The organism is Streptomyces sp. a15, assembly GCF_059026085.1.
In genome coordinates, this window is record NZ_JBWLKM010000001.1 from 642,421 (window position 1) to 665,553 (window position 23,133).

Below are 23,133 nucleotides of genomic sequence, written 5' to 3' on the forward strand. Positions count from 1 at the left end.
ACGCCTACGTCCCCGGCCTGTGCCCCCACACGTACACCCGGTCGCCCTTCTTCAGCACTCCCCACAGCTTGCGGGCGTCGCCGAGGCGCAGGTTGACGCAGCCCATGGAGCCGACCGTGGTGAAGATGCTGCCGTAGACGGCGTGGAAGGCCTGCCCGCCGCTGAAGAACTGGGAGTACGGCATGGGCTGGTTGTAGAGCGTCGACACATGGTTCTTGTGCCGCCAGTAGATCGTGTGCCACCCGGCCCGGGTCCGGTACCCCGCCCGCCCGCTCCTCATCGGCACCGGCCCGTACACGACCTTCTTCCCCTTCTGCACCCAGGTCAGCTGCCGCGTGAGATCGACACAAGCGACCCGGTACGAGCGCACCGGACACTTCTCGGCGACATTCGGGTTCTTCCTCGCGGAGATGAGCTGCATCCGCGCCCAGGTGACGGGCCCGGCGAACCCGATCGCGGGCTTGATCTTCTCCTTGACCTGGAACGCCCGGATCGCCTTGCAGTCCCCCGCCGACTGCTTCCCGTCCACCGTCCGCTTCAGCCACCGCTCGACCTGCCGTTGATACGGCCCGGTGGACTTGGTGCACGTAACCCGAGCGACAGCATCAGCGAGCGGCACGAACTCGACGAGGTCGTACGTCCCGGCCACCGCACTCCGAGGCTCCACCGCGTCTTCCTCTGCGCTGGGCTCATACACCCGCGGCGGCAACGCCTGATCAGGCGTGTCGATCTGCCACGGCTGATACCCAGGCCCCGGCGCCACCCCGGGCACCAGCTCGCCCTCGGCCCCGGAAGCGGGCGGCACCGGCTCGGCGGAGGCGGTACCGACGGGGAGGACGGCGGCTGCGGCTGCGGCGAGGACCACGGCAAGACATCGAGGCGCGATACGTCTGCTGATCATGCGATCAGAGAATCGCGGGGACACAACGCGAGGGCGCTGCCGCGCGGTGGGGTCACCCTTATTGCCGAGCGCGTGTGTTCTCAGCCCGCACGGCTCTCCCATCCACCGCCCGCACCTCCCAGCCCGCCCGCATCTCTCAGCCGTCCGGCGTTTGAGGACGAGGCCCTCAGGGCCGAAAGCGGGGGTCTGGGGGCGCGCAGCCCCCGGGGACGGGACGGGAAGGGGCGGAGGGGGCGAAACCACCCCGACGCCCACCCCCACCGCCGAGCACCCTTCACCCCCGCACGACATCCCGCCACGCCCGAGGCACAGCCGCCGCCACATCATGCGCCCCGACCGGCGCACCGTCCGCCGCCAACCTCCCCGCCAGCCCATGCAGATACGCCCCCACGCTCCCCGCATCGACCGCCGACAACCCCGCCGCCAGCAAAGACCCCGTCAGCCCCGACAGCACATCGCCGCTACCCGCCGTGGCCAGCCAGGACGTCCCCGTCGCATTCACCCGCACCGCTGCCGCCGCCCCACTCCCCGACCCGGCCACCAACGTCGTCGACCCCTTCAGCAGCACGGTCGCCCCGTACCGCCCCGCCAACTCCCGCACGGAATCCAGCCGAGCCCTCTCGACCTCCTCCCGAGCAACCCCCAGCAGCGCCGCGGCCTCCCCGGCATGCGGAGTCATCAGCGTCGGCGCGCCACGCCCCCGCACCGCATCCACGTCCGCCAGCCGCAGCCCGTCCGCGTCGATCAGCACGGGCACCTCCGCCGCCAGCACATCCGCCACCGCCGACGCATCGTCCCCGGCCCCGGGCCCGACGACCCACGCCTGCACCCGCCCGGCCTTCCGAGGCCCCCGGTCCGACACCAACGTCTCGGGAAAGCGCGCGATGACGGCATCCGCCGCGGGCCCGACGTACCGCACGGCCCCGGCCCCGCCCCGCAGCGCCCCCGACACCGCGAGCACCGCGGCCCCCGGATACCGCGCGGAACCGGCGGCGATCCCGACGACCCCTCGCCGGTACTTGTCGCTCTCGACCCCCGGCACCGGCAGCAACCGCGCCACGTCCGCGTGCTGCAAGGCCTCCAACGCGGCCTCCCCGGGCAGCGACAGCCCGATGTCGACGAGCCGGACCGAACCGGCGTATTCCCGCCCCGGATCGACCAGCAGTCCCGGCTTGTGCGTCCCGAAGGTGACCGTGAGGTCGGCCCGGATCGCCTCGCCGTCGACCTCGCCGGTGTCGGGGTCGACGCCGCTCGGCAGGTCGACGGCGACGACGGCGGCCCGGGCCTGCGAGGCCAGCGCGGCGAGGGGCGCCGCGTCCGGCCGCAGCGGCCCCTTGGCGCCGATGCCGACGATCCCGTCGAGGACGAGGTCGGCCCGGTCGATCAGGTCGGCGGCGGCACGCAGGAAGGCCGGGATGCCGTCCGCCTGCCTGCTCGGCGCCACGCTGCCACCGGCCCGCCGCAGCGCGGCAAGCCCACCGGCGTGGGTCCGTTCGGGCGCCAGCAGCACCGCCGTGACCCCGGCTCCGCGACGCGCCAGCCGGGCCCCGGCGTACAGCGCGTCGCCGCCGTTGTCGCCGCTGCCGACCAGCAGCACGACCCGGCTGCCGTAGATCCGCCCCAGCAAGTCCGCGCAGGCGGCGGCGAGTCCGGCGGCCGCCCGCTGCATCAACGCCCCGTCGGGGAGCCGTGCCATCAGCTCCCGTTCGGCTGTCCTGACCGTCTCCACGCTGTACGCAGTACGCATGCCGTCGAGTCTCCCCCGTACCGCACCAACCTCGTCACAGGCATTGACCCTTTGCCACCCCTTTGCCAAACTCACCGGCCCCCACCGGATGAATCGATTCAGTCGAATCGATTCGACGAGAGTTCCCCGAGAGGACGCATCCCCATGGGACGCAGAGCCGCACTCATCGCCGCCGCCGGCGCAGCCGCACTCATGACCGCAGTCGGCACCCTCACCGCACCGGCCACCGCCGCCCCCTCACCAGCCGCGGCCGCCGCCTGCGGCGAAGGCTCCTACCAGGCCGAGGCCGTCCTCAACGGCAGCACCTGGACCGCCCGCCGCGGCAGCTCGACCGTCTACACCGGCACCGACCTGCGCGCGGCGGTCCAGGCGGCGGTCAACAGCCTCACGGCCGGCCGCACCGCCAAGGAGCGGGTCGTCGTGCGCGGCTCGGGCTCCATGTCCGCGGGCTCGCGCATCTCGCTCCCGAGCTACACCGCCCTCGACGTCTGCGGCACCATCAACGTCACCGGCACCGGCTCCGGCGACCAGGCCCCGGTGTACTCCCGCGGCACCCGCGACATCGAGGTCCAGCACCTCAACCTCACCGGCAGCCCGCTCTACGGCATCTTCCTGCGCAACGTCCAGAACGTGGTCCTCGGCCAGCTCGACATGCGCCTCTCCGCGGGCCTCGGCGTACGCATCGACAACCGCGGCGACACCAGCCAGTGGACCCGCAACGTCCGCATCGACAACGCGTACGTCTCCGGCGCCTCCAGCCACGCGGTCGAGACGTACGGCGTGGACGGCCTGACCGTCGGTACGGTCACCGCGCGGAACGTCGGCGAGTCGGGCCTGCTGCTGAACCAGACCATCAACGCGACGGTCACGAAGGTCGACGCGGACAACGCGGGCGCGGGCACCGGTTACGCGGCCTTCCGCATGGCCAACCGCAACGGCCGGGTCGGCAGCGGCTACCCCACCAACATCCGCGTCGGCGAGGTCATCGCACGCGGCGGCGGACGCGGTGTCTTCTGCGTGTCGGAGAGCGGCGGCGCGGTCATCGACAGGGTGACCCTCTCCAACACCGGCAACAACGCGGTCCTGATCGAGAACTGCTACAACGTGAACCTCGCCGCCCAGAGCGGCACGGTCACCGGCGGCGGCGAGATCCGCCTCGCGGCCCGCTCCGAGTTCCCCAACAACTCGGACATCCTCATCCAGAACCTGACGGTGACCAACTCCGCGATCAGGGAAAGCCCCTGCGGCACGAACACCACGTTCCGCAACAACACCCTGGTGAACAGCAGCCAGTCGATCTGCTGACGGCCCGTACGGCAGGACGCCCCGGCGGTCGTCACCCTTCCGCGACGACGACCGCCGAGGCCACCCCCGCGTCATGGCTCAGCGACACATGCCAGGACCGCACGCCGAGTTCCGCCGCCCGCGCCGCCACCGTCCCCGTCACCCGCAGCCGCGGCTGCCCGCTGTCCTCGACGTAGACCTCGGCGTCGGTCCAGTGCAGCCCCGCCGGGGCGCCCAGCGCCTTGGCGAGCGCCTCCTTCGCCGCGAACCGCGCCGCGAGCGAGGCGACACCCCGTCGCTCACCGCTCGGCAGCAGCAACTCGCTCTGCAGGAACAGACGCTGGGCCATGTGGGGCGTACGCTCCAGCGCCGCCGCGAAGCGGTCGATCTCGGCCACGTCGATCCCGACCCCGATGATGCTCATGCGGAGCACCCTACGACCGGCGCCTCGGCCGACACGCGTGTCACTGCCGACGGCCGGCCGTCACCGACGCAAACGTTGACACACGTCGGAGCCCCCTCACCTCTCGCAACAGCAACACCCCTCCCGGAACAGCGGTTCAGCTCCTACGCTGGAACCGCATTGCGGACGCGATACGTCCATTGATACAGATGCTCGAGTTGACGACGTCTGGGATTAACGGGGGGCGAGGGCCGGCGTGCTCAAACCGGGGGAGATACCGCAGTTCACTGGCAATCTGCCGCAGTTGGAGACGGACTACGCGGACCTGAAGAAGGACGCGGGCAACGTCCGCAAGACCGGCGGGGACGTCCACTCCCAGTTCCAGGGCCTGTCGGCGTACTACACAGCCCCGGAGGCGGAGCAGCTCTTCGCGACGACGAAGCCGGTCCAGGACCGGGCGGACGCGTTCGCCGACGACCTCGAGACGGTGTCCTCCGCCCTGTCGTCCTACGCCACCGAGATCCGGCCCCTCGTCGACAAGCTGGAGCGACTGAAGACCCAGGCGACGACGTTCGTCGACTCCGTCAAGGACGACGACGAGTGGGAGTACGACGGCGACAAGGTCGAGGAGCACAACCAGCTCCGGGACGACATCACCGCGACGGTGGCGGCGTTCTGGGCGGCGGAACGCACCGCCCACAACAAGATCACCGCGTTGTGGGGCGGCACCCAGATGGTCGCCGGGGACGGCTCCGAGCGCACGGACCAGTACGGGTTCAACGCCGAGGACATGAAGAACGCCCAGGTGCCGTGGGGCGATCCGGTCGACGAGAAGCATCACTGGTACGAGGTCGGCCACTGGGTGAAGTCGTTCGTCTGGGACGGCCTGATCGTGGACGGCATCTGGGGCACGATCAAGGGTCTGGGCACGCTGGTGGGCTTCGGCGGCTGGGACGCGATGGGCCAGGCGTGGAAGGGCCTCGCGCAGCTGGCGACCGGTCTGGTGATCTCCTCGATCCCGGGTGCGGGCGCGCTGTTCTGGACGCTGTCGGACGACAAGTTGCCGTCCTGGATCCGTGATTCGCGTACGGCGATGAAGGAGACGGGCAAGGCGCTGGTGGCGTGGGACGAGTGGGGCAGGAACCCCGGCCGTGCGGCCGGAGCGGTCACCTTCAACGTCCTGACGACCGTCTTCACGGGCGGCGCCGGTGCCGGCGTGGCGGGTGCGGGCAAGGCCGGTGCGGTGGCGAAGGTGCTGTCGGCGGCGGGCAAGGCGGGGAAGGTCATCGACCCGATGACCTACATCGCCAAGGGCGCGGGTGCGGGCCTGTCGAAGATCGGCGACATCAGCGCGGCGCTCAAGGGCGTCGGCAACATCGACATCCCCGCCCTCCCGGAGAACGCGATCACGCTGCCGGAAGGCGCGCTCAAACTCCCGGACGGCACGGTGCGGTTGCCGGAGGGGGCGGCGATCCCGGCGGGCGCGATGGAGCTGCCGGGCGGGAACATCAAGCTGCCCGACGACGCCCCGGTACTGCCGGCCGGCGCGGAGCGGCTGAACACGCCCGAGGGCGAGCCGATGCTGTTCTCCGACCGCCACGGCAACATCCTGGACGAACAGGGCAACGTCCTGATGGATGCCAAAGCGTCCGGCCCGACGGACACCGTCGACCGACCGGCCTCAGGCGGCCCCCCCGACGGTGCGGAACTGCCGCGCGTCGACTCGCCGGTCAGGGAGCCCGCGCTGGTGGGCGCGGGCGCCAACGCCGCCGAGCAGGCGGGTCAGCACGTCCGCCTGGGCGACAGCCTCGACACCAACCTGGGTGACATCGGCCGCGTCGGCGACGACCTGCCCGCGGGCCGCCCCGACACCACCCCGGGTGGCACGGCAGGCCACACGCCCAGTGGGCAGGTGGGCGACCACATGCCCAGGAACGACCTGAACGACCCGCTCCGGCAGGGCAACGATGACACCCCCTCCACGGGCGGCGCTCGCAACGACGGTCCAGGCACCGGCGGCGCTCGCAACGACGGCCCGGGCACCGGCGGCACCCACAACGACGGCCCGGGCACCGGCGGTGGCACCCACGAGCCCCCGTCGACGGGTGGCGTCCACCCCGCCGGCCTCGACGACGTGGCCCGCGGTGCGGACGACGCGGCCGGGGGCGCGGATGACACAGCCCGTGGCACGGACGACACGGGGTCCAGCCCGGACCGTGACGGAACCGGTCAGGACCGTCCGCTCACCCCCGACGAGCGGCAGGAGATCAGCCGGCAGCAAGTGGAAAAGGCCAACGCCGATCCGGAATGGCGGCAGCGGCACTATGACTCTGACGGTACGCGTAAGAGCATCTATGGAAAGGACGAGAACGGTCACCCGCTGACCCGACTGAAGCAGAATGACTCGGGGGAATGGTACAACCCGGAAGGCCGCCCCCCTGCGGCGCCCGAGAAGTACCAGCCGATCAAACCTGTTGAAGGTACTCGAGACACCGTCCCCCCTGACCACATCGACCATCTCGATGATTCGGCGGCCCACAGGCGGGCCTCCATGGATCTGAACACCGCCGAGCGCGCCTTCAAGGAGGATCCGTCGCCCGAGAATGCCACCGCCCTTAAAGAGGCACAGGAGGCATCCGGTTCCGACAAGTACAACACTCGCGCCAGCGAGACCTATGGCGAGGACGTAGTCAAATACCACGCGATACCCGATAATTTCCCAGAGGCTCGCGACGTCACGCCACCGGGTACCGGAAATCGACGATTCGACCAAATATACGAGAACGGCGACCGACATCTGCTGGTCGAATCCAAGGCGCCCAACGGTGAACTCAAGGACCGTGACGGCGTGGGACGAGTGCAGGGAATGGATGGCGGTGGGAGTGGCGTACGCGTCAAGCAAGGGACGCGTGAATACGTCGTGGCAACCCTCAGCGATATGTTGAAGCGCCCCAACGAGGCCGCGCTGGCGAAGACGCTTCTGAAGCAGCTGGCTGCTGGTAAACTGGATTACATATACGTCAAGGCGACTGAGAATCCAGGTCACCATATCGGCTACACCATGAAACACTTCGACATAAGCTAAAGGGAGCTGCACGGTGACCCTGATCGTAACTCGTCACGACTTTCCTGCCGATGACGCCGAAGGATGGTGCGAACTTCTTCACGAGGGAGCCGTCGAGGCCATCGATGAACTCGAGGCGGATGCGAGGAATTTCGATCAGGCTTTCCTCATGACACTCACCGAAGCAGAAGCGCGATGCCTCCGCGACCCGTTGGCCGAGTACTCTCCGACTTGGCGAGCGTGGGTGGCGGCGATGCAGGTCGGTTCCGCACTGTTCGCCTCAGCCACTGCGTCCGACGGCCGCATCGAAGCGCGCATTGCCGGAAAATTGAGGTCCATCCCCGCCTCAGGTCCGCAGTACAGCGCGAATGCCGGAAACTGGCTCAAGGCTTTCTGGCTCGCCGTCATCTGCCGAGAGCAGGATCGGATGACGCAACTGTGCGCTGTTCCGATCTCCCTCCTCAGAGAGTCGGGGGCGGAGTACGACGAGTACATCTACGACTGGATCGACGCCCTGCAGAGCTACTGGCTCAACCGTGGCAATGTGAGCGAAAAGCTGGTTGCCGCGGTCGACGGGACCAAGCCGGAGACGGCTGTGATCGCCAGTCCCGAGCTCATGCTGAAGATCCTCTATCCTCCGCTCGAACTCTTCTACCGCTACCTGCGCCAGGACAGCGAGCAGTTCAACTCGACACTCGCCGATGCCGTGCGCTGGCACAAGGAGTACTGGACCGCGGACGAGGACCGCGCTTCCAGCAGCGAGGGACTCCTGGCACTCGCCCCGCTGGCCATGGCGTGCCTGGGGCACGACGCCGACTTCCCGGCCGAGGTTCGGTCGGACTACCTCCCCCAAGCACTGGTCGAAGGAGCCTGGATCGGCGAGCTCGACACCTGAGCCGTTCGTAACCGGAGGAAGGCGTCCGTGGCCACGACCGTTCCCCGCCACGTGTATCCGACGGACGACGTGCCGGACACTCTCGACGCCCTCGGCGAGACGGCGAGATGGATCGTCGACGAGTTCGCCGACTCGCCGGTCCTGCGGCCCCAGGCGCTGAGCACGGCGCTCAGCCTGGCGCAGCAGCACTGTGCGATCGACCCGCAGGCGGTGAAGTTCGAGACCTGGGAGGCCTGGGTCACCGCCATGCAGACCGGGTCCGCGCTGTTCGCCGCGGCGACCACGCCCGAGGGCACCACCGTCACCTGCCGGATCAAGGAGCGGGAGCGCACGCTGCCCGCCACCGGTCCCGAGTCGCATCTGAACGCGGGCACCTGGGTCACCGCCTTCTACCTGGCGATGATCTGCCGCGACAGCGACCGCCTGCGCGCCCTGGCCGAGGTGCCCGTCTCGTTGCTGCGTGACTCCGGCGCCGTGTTCGACGAGTACATCTACTCCGGGGTGGAGACGCTGCAGAGCTTCTGGCTCGGCCGGCAGGACGTGGGCGAAAAGCTCGTCGCGGCAGTCGACGGCACCGCCCCGGAGGCCCTGCGGTACGCGGACGTGGATCTGATGGCGAAGGTCCTGTACCCGCCGCTCATCCTCCTGTACCGCGTCATCCGCCGGGACTCCGCGGAGTTCGACAAGGCACTGGGTGACGCGCTGCGCCGGCACAAGGAGTACTGGACCGCCGACGAGGACCGGGCGACCAGCGCCGACAGCCTGGTAGCCCTCGGTCCGCTGGCCATGGCCTGTCTGGCCCGGGACCAGGGCCTGTCTGTGGAGGTCGAGTCCGAGTACCTGCCGAAGGCGCTCCTGGACTACGCCTGGATCGGCGAGATCGAGTACTGACCGTAAGCGCTCACGCCGCGGCAAGCTCGCACCACACGAACTTGCCGCGGTTGCCGTGCCTGGGCAGCGGATGCCACCCCCACAGGTCGGCACACGCCCGCACCAACGCCAGCCCCCGCCCCTCCTCCGACTCGGCACCCTGGTCCAGTGACCTCGGAGGTTCGGGCGGCTCCGGGTCGGCGTCCCACGCCCCGATCCGCAGGACGCCCGCCGACCAGCACACCCTGAGGGCGGCGGGGCCTTTGGTATGCCGTACGGCATTGGAGACCAACTCGGCGGCGAGGAGTTCGGCGACGTCCACGAGGCCGATCAGTCCGTGCATGGTGAGGATCAGGCGGAGGGTACGGCGGCTGACGGTGACAGCGCGCAGGTCGTTCGGGATGTAGAGGCAGTACTCCCACGGTTCGGCTTCGTTTTCGGGCATGGGTGAACTCCGTTCGGGTGATGGGGAGTTGAGGACGCCGGGCGGTGGCAGTGCCGCGGCCGTCATGGCAGGACGGGGCGGTGCGCTTCCGGTACCCCGGGGTTTCGCAGCGTGTGCGTCGCATCACCGACGGTAGGGCCACAATTTGGTACGGCGCAAGCCGTTGCCATAACCTCTCCCCCGAACGTGTCGCTGCCTCACGGCAGTTGGAAGCAAGGAGGAAGCCGTGCCACGCAGACGACAGCCCACCGCTCGGCAGGAGCGCCTAGGCGCCGAACTGCGCAAACTGCGCGAGGCCGCCGGGCTCAAGGGACGGGACGCGGCGACCGCACTCGGGACGGATTCCGCCCAGGTGAGTCAGATCGAATTCGGCACGGCCGGCGTGAGCGGCGAGCGGGTCCGCCGAATTGCCGCTCACTACGCCTGCACGGACGCCGAGTTGGTCGAGGCGTTGGTGGCGATGGCAACCGATCGGACACGCGGCTGGTGGGAGGAGTACCGCGGCCTGCTCCCCACCTCTTTCCTGGATCTGTCCGAGCTGGAGTACCACGCCGCCTATCGATGGGACGTGGACTTCCTCCACATCCCGGGGCTGCTGCAGACCGAGGACTACGCTCGGGCGCTCTTCTCCCGCCGCGTCCCCGAACTCCCGGCGGACGAACTCGACTTGCGCGTCCGGCATCGCATGCAGCGGCGCGTCGTCTTCGAGGTCGCGCCGCCGGTCCCGTACAAGGCCGTGATCCATGAGGCGGCTCTGCGTATCAAGGTCGGCGGTCGTGCCACCTCACGGCTCCAGCTCGCCCGCATCCTGGAGCTCTCCGAAGCGGATCACGTCGCCGTGCGGGTCATCCCCTTCGACCTGGAGGACTTCGCGGATCTGGGCAGCGCCATGGTGTACGTGGGCGGCGCGGTCCCAAAGCTGGACACCGTGGTCCGCGACGCCCCGCATGGCACGGTCTTCATCGACTCCGAAGCCAAGCTCGGCGTATTCCGAACACACTTCCGTAGAGTGGAGGAGGTATCCCTCGAACCCACACGATCGCGTGACTTCATCCACAGGCTGGCGAAGGATCTGTGAGGCACCCATGACCACCCCCGAGCACTGGCAGAAGTCGTCCTACTCCGGCGGCGGCGACGGCAACGCCTGCGTGGAGATAGCAAAGCGCCCCACCCACATAGCCATCCGCGATTCAAAGGCCCCGGCCAGGACACCCCTCACCATCCCGGCCGGAGCCTTCACCACCTTCATCGAGGCACTCAAGCTGCCCTACTCCACCGTCACCGACTTCGCCAGGTTCCGAGGCTGATCCACGTCGTTGCCCCGAGCCGTGGCCAGCTCACAGGCGAACACCTGCAAGGGCACGGTCGCCACCAGCGGCTGAAGCAGCGTCGGCGTAGCCGGAATCCGGATCAGGTGATCGGCGTACGGCACGACCGCCTCGTCCCCCTCCTCCGCGATGACGATCGTCCGCGCACCCCGCGCCCGGATCTCCTGGATGTTGGACACGATCTTGTCGTGGAGTACGGACCGCCCCCGAGGCGACGGCACAACGACCACCACCGGCATGTCGTCCTCGATCAAGGCGATCGGCCCATGCTTCAACTCACCCGCGGCGAAGCCCTCGGCGTGCATATAGGCGAGTTCCTTGAGCTTCAACGCACCTTCGAGCGCCACGGGATACCCCACGTGCCGCCCAAGGAACAGCACCGTCCCCTTCCCCGCCAAGGACCGCGCCAGCGCCCGCACCGGCTCCATGGTCTCCAGCACTCGGTCGACCTCACCGGAGATGTGCGACAGGTCGCGAATCACGGCACTGATCTCGTCACCCCACTTGGTGCCGCGCACCTGCCCCAGATACAGGGCGACGAGATAACACGCCACCAGCTGCGTCAGAAACGCCTTGGTGGAAGCAACGGCGACCTCCGGCCCCGCATGCGTGTAGAGCACCGCGTCCGACTCGCGGGGGATCGTCGACCCGTTGGTGTTGCAGATGGCCAGCACCTTGGAGCCCTGCTCGCGGGCGTGCCGTAGGGCCATCAAGGTGTCCATGGTCTCGCCGGACTGAGAGATGGCGATGACCAACGACCGGGCATCCAGAATCGGATCCCGGTACCGGAACTCGCTCGCCAGCTCGACCTCGCACGGAATCCGCGTCCAGTGCTCGATGGCGTACTTGGCGATCATCCCGGCGTGGAAGGCCGTGCCGCACGCGACGATGACGACCTTGTCCACCTCCCGCAGCTCACCGGCGGAGATACGGACCTCGTCCAGCGTCAGCGAGCCGGACGCGTCGATGCGACCCAGCAGCGTGTCGGCGACCGCCTTCGGCTGCTCGGCGATCTCCTTGAGCATGAAGTAGTCGTAGCCGCCCTTCTCGGCGGCCGAGGCGTCCCAGTCGACGTGATACGAGCGCACGTCCGCCGGGCGACCGTCGAAGCCCGTCACCGTCACGCCGTCCCGCCGCAGCTCCACCACCTGGTCCTGGCCCAGCTCGATCGCCGACCGCGTGTGGGCGATGAACGCGGCGACGTCCGAGGCGAGAAAGGCCTCGCCGTCTCCGACGCCCACCACGAGCGGTGAGTTCCGACGCGCCCCCACCACCACATCCGGCTCGTCCGCATGCACCGCGACCAGCGTGAACGCGCCCTCCAGCCGCCGGCACACCAGCCGCATCGACTCCGCCAGATCGGAGGTCACGGAGAACTCCTCGGCGAGCAGATGGGCGACGACCTCGGTGTCGGTCTCGGAGCCCAGCGAATGCCCCCGCTCCTCCAACTCGGCCCGCAGGGCGGCGAAGTTCTCGATGATCCCGTTGTGGACGACCGCGACCCGCCCCGCGTTGTCGAGGTGCGGATGGGCGTTCGCGTCCGTCGGTCCTCCGTGGGTGGCCCATCGTGTGTGCCCGATGCCCGTGACACCGGTCGGCAGCGGCCGGTCGACCAGTTCCTTCTCAAGGTTGAGCAGCTTCCCGGCCTTCTTGGCCGCCTCCAGCCCACCGTCCGCGAGCACGGCGACGCCTGCCGAGTCGTACCCCCGGTACTCCAGTCGCTTCAGTCCGGCCATCACGACATCAAGCGCCGACTGCGACCCCACGTATCCCACGATTCCGCACATGGCCGCAGCCTAAGGGCCGACAGCCGCCGGAACTCAGCACTTCCTGCCCGAAATCGGAAATTCTCAGCGGCTTACGGACCCTCCGAGAGCCTCCGAGACCCTCCGAGAGCTCATACCTTCGCCCGATAGGCCCTCATCGCCAGCGGATAGAACACGAGCGCGATACCTGCCGCCCACACCAGCGACCACAGCACCGGCTCCGCCACCGGCCCACCGAGCAGCAGCCCGCGGAAGGCGTCGGACAGATGGGTGACCGGGTTGACGTCGCTCCACGCCTGGAGCCAGCCGGGCATGGTGTCCACGACGACGAACGCGCTGCTGGTGAACGTGATCGGGAAGATGAGCGTGAACGCGAACGCCTGCACCTTCTCCGCGTCGCCGGCGAGCATCCCGATCAGCACCGCGCTCCACGAAACGGCCGCGGCGAACACCACCACCAGCAGCGTGCCGAGCAGGAAACCGTCGAGCCCGCCCGTGATCCGGAAGCCGAGCAGCAGACCGAGCCCGATCATCAGCAGCAGGGCCCACACATGCTTGGCCAGGTCCGCGGTGATCCGCCCGATCAGCGGCGCGGACCGCGCTATCGGCAGGCTGCGCAGCCGGTCGAAGACGCCCTTGGTGAGGTCCGTGTTGAGCGCCATCGCCGTGTACATGGTCATGAACAGGGTGTTCTGCACGATGATCCCGGGCAGCGCGTACTTCAGATACGCCTCGGGCGATCCGGCCATCTGCCCGCCCAGTACGTACGTGAAGAGGAACACGAACATGATCGGCGTGATGCTGTAGTCGACCAGCTCGAGCGGGTTGTGCTTGACGGCGACCAGGCTGCGCCAGGCCATGGTGAAGGTCTGCCGCAGTCCGTCGAGGGGCCGCACACGGCCGGACTCGGTGACCGGCGCCGTGATGGTGGTGGCGGTCATGACCGGCTCACCGCCTTCTCCCTCTCGCTGTCGTCCCGGACGGCCGCGCCGCCGTTGCCCTCCGGCCCGCCGGGTTCGGCGCGATGGCCGGTCAGGGCCATGAAGACCTCGTCGAGCGAGGAGCGGCGCAGGGCCAGCTCGCCCACCGAGATGCCCTCCCGGTCGAGCGTGCGCACGACGGCCGGCATCAGCTCGGGGTCCTTCACCGGCGCCGTGATGGTCTCGCCCTCTATCTGGGTCTGCGGACCGGCCGCCTGGGCGACGAGCGCGTGCACCCGCGTGAGGTCCTGCGCCAGCACCGGCCGCAGTTGCAGCACCTGGCCGCCGACCTGCGACTTCAGCTGGTCCGGCGTGCCCTCGGCGATCACCCGGCCCTTGTCGATCACCACGATGTCGTCGGCGAGCACATCGGCCTCGTTCAGATACTGCGTGGTCAGCAAGGCCGTCGCGCCGTCCGCGACCAGGCCCCGCAGCATCTTCCACAGCTCACCGCGGCTGTGCGGGTCCAGGCCGGTGGTCGGTTCGTCGAGGAAGAGGATGCTGGGCCGGCCCACGAGGCTGGCCGCCAGGTCCAGGCGCCTGCGCATGCCCCCGGAGAAGGTCTTGACGGCCCGCCCGGCCGCGTCCGTCAGCTGAAAACGCTCCAGCAGCTCACCCGCCCTCGCTTTGGCCTCCCGCCGCGGCAGACCGAGCAACCGGCCGATGAGCAGCAGATTCTCCGTGCCGGTCAGGTTCTCGTCCACCGCCGCGTACTGCCCGGTCAGCCCGATCATGGCGCGCACGACCCCGGCCTCGCGGACCACGTCGTGCCCGGCCACGTGGGCCCTGCCCGCGTCGGGCCTGAGCAGCGTCGCGAAGATCCGCACCGCGGTCGTCTTCCCCGCGCCGTTGGGACCCAGCAGCCCGAGCACCGAGCCCTTGCGGGCCCCCAGGTCGACCCCGGCCAGCGCCTCTGTCTCCTTGAACCGCTTGACCAGGCCTTCCGCCTCAATCGCATACGTCATGGGTCACCCCTCGGGGTTCGTGGACCCCGGCCTGGGCCCACCTCTCCCACAACTGTGACGCACGGCACTGACATTCCCCGTCTTGCCCGGGTTCGCCCCGAATCCTGATGCGTGACGGACCCCACCCCGCCATCCGTTCGTACTCCCGTAACAATGGACTGTGATCTCTCCGGTCCCCCCGATGCCCCGGAGCGCCCACCGGCACAGGCCGGAGGCGACTCCCTACGTCGACCTCACCCGAGCCGAGTGGAGTGCGCTGCGCGAGAAGACTCCGCTGCCGCTCACCGCCGAGGAGGTCGAGAAGCTGCGCGGCCTCGGCGACGTCATCGACCTCGACGAGGTGCGGGACATCTACCTCCCGCTGTCCCGGCTCCTGAACCTCTACATCGGGGCCACCGACGGCCTGCGCGGCGCCCTGAACACCTTCCTCGGCGAACAGGGCTCCCAGTCCGGCACCCCGTTCGTCATAGGAGTCGCCGGCTCGGTCGCCGTGGGAAAGTCCACGGTCGCCCGCCTTCTCCAGGCCCTGCTCTCCCGCTGGCCCGAGCACCCGCGCGTCGAACTGGTCACCACCGACGGCTTCCTGCTCCCCACCAAGGAGCTCCAGGCCCGCGGCCTGATGTCGCGGAAAGGTTTCCCCGAGTCGTACGACCGCCGCGCCCTGACCCGTTTCGTCGCCGACATCAAGGCGGGCAAGGACGAGGTGACGGCCCCGGTCTACTCCCACCTCATCTACGACATCGTCCCGGACCAGCGGCTCACGGTCCGCCGCCCCGACATCCTGATCGTCGAGGGCCTGAACGTCCTCCAGCCCGCCCTGCCCGGCAAGGACGGCCGCACCCGGGTCGGTCTCGCCGACTACTTCGACTTCAGCGTGTACGTCGACGCCCGCGCCGAGGACATCGAGCGCTGGTACCTCAACCGCTTCAAGAAGCTGCGCGCGACCGCCTTCCAGAACCCCTCCTCGTACTTCCGCAAGTACACCCAGGTGTCCGAGGAGGAGGCCCTCGACTACGCCCGCACGACCTGGCGGACCATCAACCGTCCGAACCTGATCGAGAACGTGGCCCCCACCCGCGGCCGCGCCACCCTCATCATCCGCAAGGGCCCGGACCACAAGGTCCAGCGCCTGAGCCTGCGCAAGCTGTGACGCCGTAACCAGGGCCTGTTAGAAAGACCCCATGCTGCATCTGCGTCTGATCACCCCGTCCGGCAAGACCGACGAAGTGGTGCGCCTGATCGAGGAGACAGTCGGCACCGCCCACCTCGTCGTCATGCCGGGCGCCGCCCGCGACCCGGCCGGAGACGTGGTGATGTGCGACGTGGCCCGCGAGGCGGGAGACGAACTCCTCACCGGACTCCAGGGGTTGGGCCTCGAGGACTGCGGCTCCATCGCCGTCGAGAACATCGACCTGTCCCTGTCCAAGCGCGCCGACCGAGCCGAGGACGACGCACCCGGCGAGGGCGCGGACGCGGTCCTGTGGGAGCACCTGACGGACGCGACACACGAGGAGTCGACCCTCTCCATCACCTACCTCACGTTCATCACACTCGCCACGATGATCGCGGCCTGCGGTGTGGTCCTGGACAACGCGATCCTGATCGTCGGCGCGATGGCGGTCGGCCCGGAGTTCGGCCCGCTGGCCGGTATCTGCACGGCCGCGGTACAGCGCGCGCCGCGCCTGGCACTGCGCTCGTTGATCGCCCTGCTGGTGGGGTTCGCGGTGGCGATGGCGGTGACGGTCGGCTTCAGCCTCTTCATGGACGCCGTCGGCCTGTTCACCAAGGACCTGTTGGAGGCCGACCGCCCCAACACCGGCTTCATCTACGCCCCGGACTGGTTCTCGTTCGTCGTGGCCGTCCTCGCCGGAGCCGCCGGCACCCTCTCCCTGACCTCCGCCAAGTCCGGCGCCCTGGTGGGCGTGGCCATCTCGGTGACGACGGTCCCCGCAGCCGCCAACGCGGCCGTGGCCCTGATCTACAGCGACACCAACCAGGCCTGGCGCTCCTCGGAACAGCTCCTGCTGAACCTCTTGGGCATCATCCTGGCCGGCACCCTGACCCTGCTGCTCCAGAAGTGGCTCTGGTCCACCCAGCGAAAGCGAACGGCACTCTGAAACGCCGGAGTTGGGCTACGCCCCTCAGGGGCGCGGGGCTCTGTCCATATGCGGCTCCGCCGCGTGGGCGCGACAAGCCACGACGCAGCCGCAGCCCGCAAAGCACAGAACCCCCCACCCCGAACCCGGAAAGACCTACCCCAGCGCCGACTTCACCGCATCGGCCAACCGCCCGGCCACAGACCGAGCCTGATCAATATCAGCCGCCTCGACCATCACCCGAACCAACGGCTCGGTCCCGGAGGGACGCAACAGCACCCGCCCCGTAGCCCCGAGTTCCCGCTCCGCGTCAGCAACAGCCGTCGCCAACTCCGCAGACGTACCGACCCGAGACCGATCAACATCCGGCACATTGATCAGCACCTGCGGCAACCGCTCCATCACAGCCGCCAGCTCCCGCAACGACCGCCCGCTCTCCGCGACCCGCGCGGCCAGCAGCAGCCCGGTCAGCGTGCCGTCCCCGGTGGTCGCGTGATCGAGGATGATCACGTGCCCGGACTGCTCGCCTCCCAGCGCGTACCCGTGCTCCTTCATCTCCTCGAGCACATACCGGTCACCCACCGCCGTCTGGATGAGCTTCAGCCCCTCCCGCTCCAGCGCCAGCTTGAACCCGAGGTTCGACATGACCGTCGCGACAACGGTGCCGGAGCGCAGTGCGGAACGCTCCCGCATCGCAAGCGCGAGTACGGCCATGATCTGGTCGCCGTCCACCTCCTCACCGGTGTGGTCGACGGCGAGGCACCGGTCGGCGTCCCCGTCGTGCGCGATGCCGAACGCGGCACCGTGCTCGAGGACCGCGGCCTTGAGGAGGCCGAGGTGGGTGGAGCCGCAGCCCTCGTTGATGTTGAGCCCGGTCGGGTCGGCACCGATGGTGATGACCTCGGCGCCGGCCCGGGTGAACGCCTCGGGCGAGACCTGGGCGGCCGCGCCGTGCGCCTCGTCGAGGACGATCTTCAGCCCGTCGAGCCGGTTCGGGAGAACGCCGACGAGGTGGGAGACGTACTTCTCGGCCCCTTCGTCATACGTCCGCACGCGCCCCACTCCCGAGCCCGTCGGCCGGTCCCAGGGGGCGCCGGTGCGGTGCTCCTCGTAGACGGCCTCGATCCGCTCCTCGAGCTCGTCGTCGAGCTTGTGCCCGCCGCGGGCGAGGAACTTCACGCCGTTGTCGGGCATGGCGTTGTGGCTGGCGGAGAGCATGACACCGAGGTCGGCGCCGAGGTCGGCCGTGAGGTAGGCGACCGCCGGGGTGGGCAGCACGCCCACCTTCAGGACGTCGACGCCCGCGCTGGCGAGGCCCGCGACCACGGCGGCCTCCAGGAACTCCCCGGACGCGCGCGGGTCCCGTCCGACCACGGCCGTCGGCCGATGGCCCTCGAAGGTGCCCGCCTCGGCCAGTACGTGCGCCGCGGCCACGGAGAGGCCGAGCGCCATCTCGGCCGTCAGATCCGCGTTGGCGACACCGCGCACGCCGTCCGTGCCGAAGAGTCGTCCCACTTGTCCTCCTGGATAAAGCGTCACTTTCGGAGATCACGCGATCACACAAGCCCTTGAACGTCTTGTGCCGTTATACGCCCATGGCTGTGATAAACGAACGCCCCGACGGCACTGTGGCGTGCCGCCGGGGCGTTCGGACGTACTGCGTACTGCTGCTGGTAGTACCGCGAGTACGAGCAGGCAGCGAAGCTTAGCGCTTGCTGTACTGCGGGGCCTTGCGGGCCTTCTTGAGACCGGCCTTCTTGCGCTCGACCGCACGGTCGTCACGACGGAGGAAGCCGGCCTTCTTGAGGGCGCCGCGGTTGTTGTCCACGTCGGCCTCGTTCAGCGCGCGGGCGACACCGAGACGGAGCGCACCGGCCTGACCGGAGACACCGCCACCCGCGATGCGGGCGATGACGTCGTAGCGGCCTTCGAGCTCGAGCACCTTGAAGGGCTCGTTGACTTCCTGCTGGTGCACCTTGTTGGGGAAGTAGTCCTCAAGGGTGCGACCGTTGATCTTCCACTTGCCGGAGCCCGGGACGATCCGGACGCGGGCGATGGCGTTCTTGCGACGGCCCAGGCCGGCGGCCGGCTGCGGGTCGCCGAAGCGGCCTGCGAGGGACTCCGAGGTGTACTCACCCTCGACGGGGACCTCGGACTCGGTGGTGTAGCTGTCAATGTCGACGAGCTCGGTCTCGGTCTCTTCGACCGGCTGCTCAACGGTGGTCTCGGCCACGATTCTCCTCAGATTCTGTTCGGTCTTAGGGGTGGCCGGACTTACTGCGCGACCTGGGTGATCTCGAACGGCACCGGCTGCTGGGCGGCGTGCGGGTGCTGGTCACCCTTGTAGACCTTCAGCTTCGAGAGCATCTGACGGCCCAGAGTGTTCTTGGGGAGCATGCCCTTGATGGCCTTCTCGACGGCCTTCTCGGGGTTCTTGTCGAGCAGCTCGTCGTAACGGACGGAGCGCAGACCACCCGGGTAGCCCGAGTGGCGGTAGGCCATCTTCTGGGTCCGCTTGTTGCCGGAGAGGTGCACCTTGTCGGCGTTGATGATGATGACGAAGTCACCGGTGTCGACGTGAGGGGCGTAGATCGGCTTGTGCTTGCCCCGCAGAAGCGTGGCGGCGGTGGTGGCGAGACGACCCAGGACAACGTCCTGAGCGTCGATGACGTGCCACTGGCGCGTCACATCGCCGGGCTTGGGGCTGTACGTACGCACGGTTCGTAGCCTTCGCTTCGAGTGAATGGTCCTAAACAAGGTCACCGAAACGATCACGACAGCCTGGGCCCACGGCGGCGACGCATACCGCGTGCGTGGGGTCGCTGGTCATCGGCCCGGTGGACCGGTGTAAGGGCCCGTCCCGTGAGAATGAGCAAGCCAATACACAACGAAGAAGCAGGATACCTGCGCTGGCCCGTACGGGTCAAAACGAGGCGACTGCAGCCGTCCGAACCGATTCTACCCGCCCCACACACCCCCGGGTTCTCTCGGGGTACGCCACCGTGAACACCGGCGCACACAGCGTGACGGCATCCTCCAGGCCCTGCACCGAACCGCTCCGAGGTACGGGCATGCCAGCCACAGCCCGTACGGCGGCCTGGGCACGACGAACCCCCGACGGCATCAGGGCCGCCGCCGTCTCGGGCAGCCGCAACGGGCTGGGACCGGCATCGCCGCCGCGAGCCCGACCAGCACGCCCGCCGCCACCCACCGGCCTCGGCCCGTCGGCAGCAGGACGAGCGGCAGGCCAGAGCTGCGGTCGCCGTCCGGTCGGACAGGAGGATCAGGTCATGGAGACGTAGGGCACAGACCCACGCCCCCGGCCAGGTGCGCGCGGCCCGGACGACGATGGCGTCGCTCATCCCGCCGCCCGAGGTCAGCGGTGCCGTACGCGCCGCGAGGGCACCCCGTACCGCTGCCGGCATCACCCACAGCTGCCGGGTCACCCTTCGCACCAACCACCCGGAGATGTCGCCTTTGTGCTCGCTCACCGAGCGAACGCCAGGTGTTCCAGAGCCCCTTGAGGCGGACCGGCGCACCGCTTTCGCCGTCTAAGATGCGGCTCATGAGCTATGGGCAGCAGGGGGGACCCCAGTCCCAGTGGGATCCCTGGACACCACAATCCCAGCAGCCGTGGAACGGCGGCGACTCCGGCGGCGCCCCGGACTGGGCCGCGCTCGCCGAGGCCTCCGAGACGCGCGCCAAGCGGCGCCGGCTGCTGTTCATCGGCGGCGGCGCACTGGCCACGCTGGCGATCGGCACGGCCGTGGCGATGGCCGTGGTGTCGGCGGACGGCGACCCCGAGGGATCGGGCCGGCCGTCCACTCTTCCCAACAGTGCCGACATTCCGAGCGGAACCGGGACCGCGGAGCCGTCGTTCGAGCCGACCAGCGCCCCGCCGCCGCTGGACCCGAAGGAGTTCGTGTCCAGCAAGAACAAGGACACGGCCCCGATCGGCCCGAACATCCTGTTCCCGGGCACGCAGCTGACCATGGGCTCGACCGTCTACAAGAAGGGCGCGACGGCCGACACCAAGAGCTGCGCCGCGGCGGCCAAGGGCACCCTCGTGAAGGTCCTCAACGACAACGACTGCACCCGCCTCATGCGCGTCACGTACACCAAGGACGGCGTCGCGGTCACGGTCGGCGTGGCGGTCTTCGACACCGAAGCACAGGCACTCAAGGCCAAGAAGGACGCCGACACCAAGAGCATCGTCGCGTCCCTGGCCGGCGACGGCGTCAAGGAGTTCTGCAACTCCGCGGTCTGCCGCTCGACCACCAACTCCTACGGCCGCTACGCCTACTTCACGATCGCCGGCTTCACCAACGGCAAGGACGTGACGACGAAGGACACCGCCGTCTTCACCACCGGCGACGACCTCGGCGAGTTCACGTTCCGCCAGATCCGGCGACGCGGCGAGGCCCAGGCTTCGGCAGCGGCCAACGAGTGACGCGACCTGCCCGGAACCCGGCCCGACACCGTCACCGTCACCGGGATTCCCAGGAGACGTTCAGGACGGGTGCGGTGCCCTCCGGCTGACGGCCGGCCGTCCTGCGCGGCCGGAGCACTAGCCGCAGCACCCGCCCCCCGACGGCAGCGACCGCCGGTTCCGCGCCTCCATGTTCCGCGCGGCCAGCAACTCGTCGGCCGGGTAGCCGACTTCCTCCAGCGTCAGCCCGTGCGGCCGTACGACATGCACGGCGGAGTCCCGTACGCCGGCGGCGAGCACCTTGCCCGGCCAGTCGGGCGGACGGTGCCCGTCCCCCACGAACAGCAGCGCCCCGATCAGCGACCGCACCATGTTGTGGCAGAAGGCGTCGGCGCGGACCGTGGCGGTGATGATCCCGTCGGCCCCTCGCTCCAGGCTCAGCTGCTGGAGCGTACGAATGGTGGTCGCGCCTTCGCGCTTCTTGCAGTAGGCGGCGAAGTCGTGCTCCCCGAGGAGCCGCCCTGCGGCCTCGTTCATCGCGTCTACGTCGAGGGGCCAGTCGTGCCAGAGCACGTGGCTCCGCAGAAGCGGGTCGACGCCGCCGGGGTTGTCGGTCACGCGATAGGCGTACCGCCGCCAGACCGCGGAGAAGCGGGCGTTGAAGCCGCTGGGCGCCTCCCTCAGGGCCCACACCCGTACGTCCTTGGACAGCCGCCCGGCGAGCCGCTTGAGCAGCTTCCCGTGCTGCTCGGCCCAGACCTCCCGAGGCAGATCGACATGGGCGACCTGTCCGCGCGCGTGCACCCCGGCATCGGTGCGCCCGGCCACGGTCAGCTCGAACACCGTGTCGCGCGACCGCGTCACCGTCCGCAGCGCGTCCTCGATCTCCCCCTGCACGGTCCGCCGGCCCCCGGCCTGCTTGGCCCACCCGGAGAACGCGGTCCCGTCGTACGAGAGGTCCATCCGCACCCGTACGAACCCGGGCTGTACTTCGTCACTCACCCCTAGATCCTCTCAGCGCTGCATCGCTTTCAAAAACGTGAAAGCGGGCCCGCCCCGCAGGGGGCGGACCCGCTCAACGCGAGGGTTCAACCTCAGGCGTCCTTGGCCTTGTCCTCAGCCGCTTCCGCGGCGGGCTCGGCCGGAGCCGCGTCCTCGACAGCCTCGTCGGCCTTGGTCACGTCGACCTTGGTCTCCTCGGCGGCCGGAGCCTCGGTGGCAGCCTCGGCGTCCTTGGCGGCACGCTGGGTGGCGGCCTCGGCCTCGCCGGTCGCCTGCTGAGCGACCGTCAGCGCCTCGACCAGCTCGATGACAGCCATGGGCGCGTTGTCGCCACGGCGGTTACCGATCTTGGTGATGCGGGTGTAGCCACCCGGGCGGTTCTCGTAGCGCGGGCCGATCTCGGTGAAGAGCGTGTGCACGATGCTCTTGTCCGTGATCACCTGGAGCACCTGACGGCGGTTGTGAAGGTCGCCCTTCTTCGCCTTGGTGACCAGACGCTCGGCGTACGGACGCAGCTTGCGCGCCTTCGCCTCGGTGGTGGTGATACGGCCGTGCTCGAACAGCGACTTCGCGAGGTTCGCGAGAAGCAGCTTCTCGTGCGCGGCACTGCCGCCCAGACGGGCACCCTTGGTGGGCTTCGGCATGGTGTTTCTCCTAGGTGTCTGCCCCGGCCGTGTCAGGTACCGGGGTCAGTATCCGAGCGGGCGGTCGCCCGTCGAAGATCCGAGGGCCTCTACGAGACCCCCGGAGGTCGTGCCGATCAGTACTGCTCGGTCTCCACGAAGCCCGCGTCCACGTCGTCGTCGGCGCCGAAGGCGTCGGCGGCGGCGGTCGGGTCGAATCCGGGCGGGCTGTCCTTCAGGGCCAGGCCCATGCCGGCCAGCTTCGCCTTGACCTCGTCGATCGACTTCGCACCGAAGTTGCGGATGTCGAGCAGGTCCGCCTCGGAACGCGCCAC

General features: G+C 69.2%; 22 protein-coding genes. 9 read left to right on the forward strand and 13 right to left on the reverse strand.

Annotation, left to right across the window (positions count from 1 at the left end):
- Window positions 1–4 precede the first annotated feature (4 nt).
- Window positions 5–901: a L,D-transpeptidase family protein gene (locus AC5P09_RS02930; protein ID WP_493872270.1), complete on the reverse strand. Its 897-nt coding sequence runs from the start codon at window positions 899–901 to the stop codon at window positions 5–7.
- 274 nt (window positions 902–1,175) lie between these two features.
- Window positions 1,176–2,648, reverse strand: coding sequence for an NAD(P)H-hydrate dehydratase (locus AC5P09_RS02935; protein WP_493872271.1), 1,473 nt, complete (start codon window positions 2,646–2,648; stop codon window positions 1,176–1,178).
- Between the two features lie 144 nt (window positions 2,649–2,792).
- Here AC5P09_RS02935 and AC5P09_RS02940 point away from each other — a divergent pair, with 144 nt between their 5' ends.
- Window positions 2,793–3,953 (forward strand): hypothetical protein, encoded by a 1,161-nt coding sequence (locus AC5P09_RS02940; protein WP_493872272.1) that lies wholly within the window; start codon window positions 2,793–2,795, stop codon window positions 3,951–3,953.
- 31 nt (window positions 3,954–3,984) lie between these two features.
- Here AC5P09_RS02940 and AC5P09_RS02945 read toward each other — a convergent pair whose 3' ends face one another.
- Entirely contained in the window at window positions 3,985–4,356 is a 372-nt protein-coding gene (locus AC5P09_RS02945) for a holo-ACP synthase (RefSeq protein ID WP_266434963.1), read from the reverse strand.
- A gap of 235 nt (window positions 4,357–4,591) precedes the next feature.
- Here AC5P09_RS02945 and AC5P09_RS02950 point away from each other — a divergent pair, with 235 nt between their 5' ends.
- Genes AC5P09_RS02950 through AC5P09_RS02960 form a run of 3 tightly spaced genes read left to right on the forward strand, consistent with a single transcriptional unit; the run spans window position 4,592 to window position 9,185 of the window.
- Window positions 4,592–7,420, forward strand: coding sequence for a hypothetical protein (locus AC5P09_RS02950; RefSeq protein ID WP_493872273.1), 2,829 nt, complete (start codon window positions 4,592–4,594; stop codon window positions 7,418–7,420).
- A 13-nt stretch (window positions 7,421–7,433) separates the two neighbouring features.
- The gene (locus AC5P09_RS02955) at window positions 7,434–8,294 is read left to right on the forward strand and encodes an immunity 49 family protein (RefSeq protein ID WP_493872274.1); all 861 of its coding nucleotides are present in this window, start codon (window positions 7,434–7,436) and stop codon (window positions 8,292–8,294) included.
- Window positions 8,295–8,321: 27 nt separating this feature from the next.
- A complete protein-coding gene (locus AC5P09_RS02960) occupies window positions 8,322–9,185 on the forward strand; it encodes an immunity 49 family protein (protein ID WP_493872275.1) in 864 nt (287 codons plus the stop codon).
- Window positions 9,186–9,195: 10 nt separating this feature from the next.
- Here AC5P09_RS02960 and AC5P09_RS02965 read toward each other — a convergent pair whose 3' ends face one another.
- Window positions 9,196–9,609, reverse strand: coding sequence for an ATP-binding protein (locus AC5P09_RS02965; RefSeq protein WP_493872276.1), 414 nt, complete (start codon window positions 9,607–9,609; stop codon window positions 9,196–9,198).
- A gap of 226 nt (window positions 9,610–9,835) precedes the next feature.
- Here AC5P09_RS02965 and AC5P09_RS02970 point away from each other — a divergent pair, with 226 nt between their 5' ends.
- Window positions 9,836–10,687: a helix-turn-helix domain-containing protein gene (locus AC5P09_RS02970; protein WP_493872277.1), complete on the forward strand. Its 852-nt coding sequence runs from the start codon at window positions 9,836–9,838 to the stop codon at window positions 10,685–10,687.
- A 7-nt stretch (window positions 10,688–10,694) separates the two neighbouring features.
- A complete protein-coding gene (locus AC5P09_RS02975; protein WP_493872278.1) occupies window positions 10,695–10,916 on the forward strand; it encodes a DUF397 domain-containing protein in 222 nt (73 codons plus the stop codon).
- On the opposite strand, the gene glmS is transcribed toward AC5P09_RS02975, so the two are convergent.
- The 3 genes from glmS to AC5P09_RS02990 all read right to left on the reverse strand — a co-directional run bounded on the left by glmS (window position 10,877) and on the right by AC5P09_RS02990 (window position 14,648).
- Window positions 10,877–12,724, reverse strand: coding sequence for a glutamine--fructose-6-phosphate transaminase (isomerizing) (glmS, locus tag AC5P09_RS02980; RefSeq protein ID WP_493872279.1), 1,848 nt, complete (start codon window positions 12,722–12,724; stop codon window positions 10,877–10,879). The genes AC5P09_RS02975 and glmS overlap by 40 nt on opposite strands.
- A 110-nt stretch (window positions 12,725–12,834) precedes the next feature.
- Entirely contained in the window at window positions 12,835–13,644 is an 810-nt protein-coding gene (locus tag AC5P09_RS02985) for an ABC transporter permease (RefSeq protein ID WP_307676755.1), read from the reverse strand.
- Window positions 13,641–14,648, reverse strand: a complete 1,008-nt coding sequence (locus tag AC5P09_RS02990; RefSeq protein ID WP_493872280.1) for an ATP-binding cassette domain-containing protein — start codon at window positions 14,646–14,648, stop codon at window positions 13,641–13,643. The genes AC5P09_RS02985 and AC5P09_RS02990 overlap by 4 nt, the downstream gene beginning before the upstream one ends.
- A gap of 181 nt (window positions 14,649–14,829) precedes the next feature.
- Between AC5P09_RS02990 and coaA the strand changes: the two genes are divergently transcribed.
- Both coaA and AC5P09_RS03000 read left to right on the forward strand, forming a co-directional pair.
- Window positions 14,830–15,798 carry a type I pantothenate kinase gene (coaA, locus tag AC5P09_RS02995; protein WP_266434987.1) on the forward strand — a complete coding sequence of 323 codons (969 nt, stop codon included), beginning with the start codon at window positions 14,830–14,832 and terminating at the stop codon, window positions 15,796–15,798.
- A gap of 31 nt (window positions 15,799–15,829) precedes the next feature.
- A complete protein-coding gene (locus AC5P09_RS03000) occupies window positions 15,830–16,765 on the forward strand; it encodes a DUF389 domain-containing protein (RefSeq protein WP_493872281.1) in 936 nt (311 codons plus the stop codon).
- A gap of 135 nt (window positions 16,766–16,900) precedes the next feature.
- Here the strand turns inward: AC5P09_RS03000 and glmM are convergent, their stop codons facing one another.
- The 3 genes from glmM to rplM form a co-directional block, all read right to left on the reverse strand.
- The gene (glmM, locus tag AC5P09_RS03005; protein ID WP_493872282.1) at window positions 16,901–18,259 is read right to left on the reverse strand and encodes a phosphoglucosamine mutase; all 1,359 of its coding nucleotides are present in this window, start codon (window positions 18,257–18,259) and stop codon (window positions 16,901–16,903) included.
- A gap of 190 nt (window positions 18,260–18,449) precedes the next feature.
- Entirely contained in the window at window positions 18,450–18,977 is a 528-nt protein-coding gene (rpsI, locus tag AC5P09_RS03010) for a 30S ribosomal protein S9 (protein WP_266434993.1), read from the reverse strand.
- A gap of 41 nt (window positions 18,978–19,018) precedes the next feature.
- On the reverse strand, window positions 19,019–19,462 hold the full coding sequence (rplM, locus tag AC5P09_RS03015) for a 50S ribosomal protein L13 (protein ID WP_266434995.1): 444 nt from the start codon (window positions 19,460–19,462) through the stop codon (window positions 19,019–19,021).
- Window positions 19,463–20,309: 847 nt separating this feature from the next.
- Between rplM and AC5P09_RS03020 the strand changes: the two genes are divergently transcribed.
- Window positions 20,310–21,194, forward strand: coding sequence for a hypothetical protein (locus AC5P09_RS03020; protein ID WP_493872283.1), 885 nt, complete (start codon window positions 20,310–20,312; stop codon window positions 21,192–21,194).
- Between the two features lie 117 nt (window positions 21,195–21,311).
- Here AC5P09_RS03020 and truA read toward each other — a convergent pair whose 3' ends face one another.
- The 3 genes from truA to AC5P09_RS03035 form a co-directional block, all read right to left on the reverse strand.
- Window positions 21,312–22,175, reverse strand: a complete 864-nt coding sequence (gene truA / locus AC5P09_RS03025; RefSeq protein WP_493872284.1) for a tRNA pseudouridine(38-40) synthase TruA — start codon at window positions 22,173–22,175, stop codon at window positions 21,312–21,314.
- A gap of 92 nt (window positions 22,176–22,267) precedes the next feature.
- Window positions 22,268–22,819, reverse strand: a complete 552-nt coding sequence (gene rplQ / locus AC5P09_RS03030; RefSeq protein WP_493872285.1) for a 50S ribosomal protein L17 — start codon at window positions 22,817–22,819, stop codon at window positions 22,268–22,270.
- 116 nt (window positions 22,820–22,935) lie between these two features.
- The coding region (locus tag AC5P09_RS03035; RefSeq protein ID WP_386714318.1) for a DNA-directed RNA polymerase subunit alpha C-terminal domain-containing protein at window positions 22,936–23,133 on the reverse strand (198 nt) is incomplete at its 5' end.

Excerpts from the sequence above, each read along its gene's own strand:
- AC5P09_RS02930 (WP_493872270.1), bottom strand. The coding sequence starts at position 901 with ATGATCAGCAGACGTATCGCGCCTCGATGTCTTGCCGTGGTCCTCGCC.
- AC5P09_RS02935 (WP_493872271.1), bottom strand. The coding sequence starts at position 2,648 with ATGCGTACTGCGTACAGCGTGGAGACGGTCAGGACAGCCGAACGGGAG.
- AC5P09_RS02940 (WP_493872272.1), top strand. The coding sequence starts at position 2,793 with ATGGGACGCAGAGCCGCACTCATCGCCGCCGCCGGCGCAGCCGCACTC.
- AC5P09_RS02945 (WP_266434963.1), bottom strand. The coding sequence starts at position 4,356 with ATGAGCATCATCGGGGTCGGGATCGACGTGGCCGAGATCGACCGCTTC.
- AC5P09_RS02965 (WP_493872276.1), bottom strand. The coding sequence starts at position 9,609 with ATGCCCGAAAACGAAGCCGAACCGTGGGAGTACTGCCTCTACATCCCG.
- AC5P09_RS02975 (WP_493872278.1), top strand. The coding sequence starts at position 10,695 with ATGACCACCCCCGAGCACTGGCAGAAGTCGTCCTACTCCGGCGGCGGC.
- glmS (WP_493872279.1), bottom strand. The coding sequence starts at position 12,724 with ATGTGCGGAATCGTGGGATACGTGGGGTCGCAGTCGGCGCTTGATGTC.
- AC5P09_RS02985 (WP_307676755.1), bottom strand. The coding sequence starts at position 13,644 with ATGACCGCCACCACCATCACGGCGCCGGTCACCGAGTCCGGCCGTGTG.
- AC5P09_RS02990 (WP_493872280.1), bottom strand. The coding sequence starts at position 14,648 with ATGACGTATGCGATTGAGGCGGAAGGCCTGGTCAAGCGGTTCAAGGAG.
- coaA (WP_266434987.1), top strand. The coding sequence starts at position 14,830 with ATGCCCCGGAGCGCCCACCGGCACAGGCCGGAGGCGACTCCCTACGTC.
- AC5P09_RS03000 (WP_493872281.1), top strand. The coding sequence starts at position 15,830 with ATGCTGCATCTGCGTCTGATCACCCCGTCCGGCAAGACCGACGAAGTG.
- AC5P09_RS03020 (WP_493872283.1), top strand. The coding sequence starts at position 20,310 with ATGAGCTATGGGCAGCAGGGGGGACCCCAGTCCCAGTGGGATCCCTGG.
- rplQ (WP_493872285.1), bottom strand. The coding sequence starts at position 22,819 with ATGCCGAAGCCCACCAAGGGTGCCCGTCTGGGCGGCAGTGCCGCGCAC.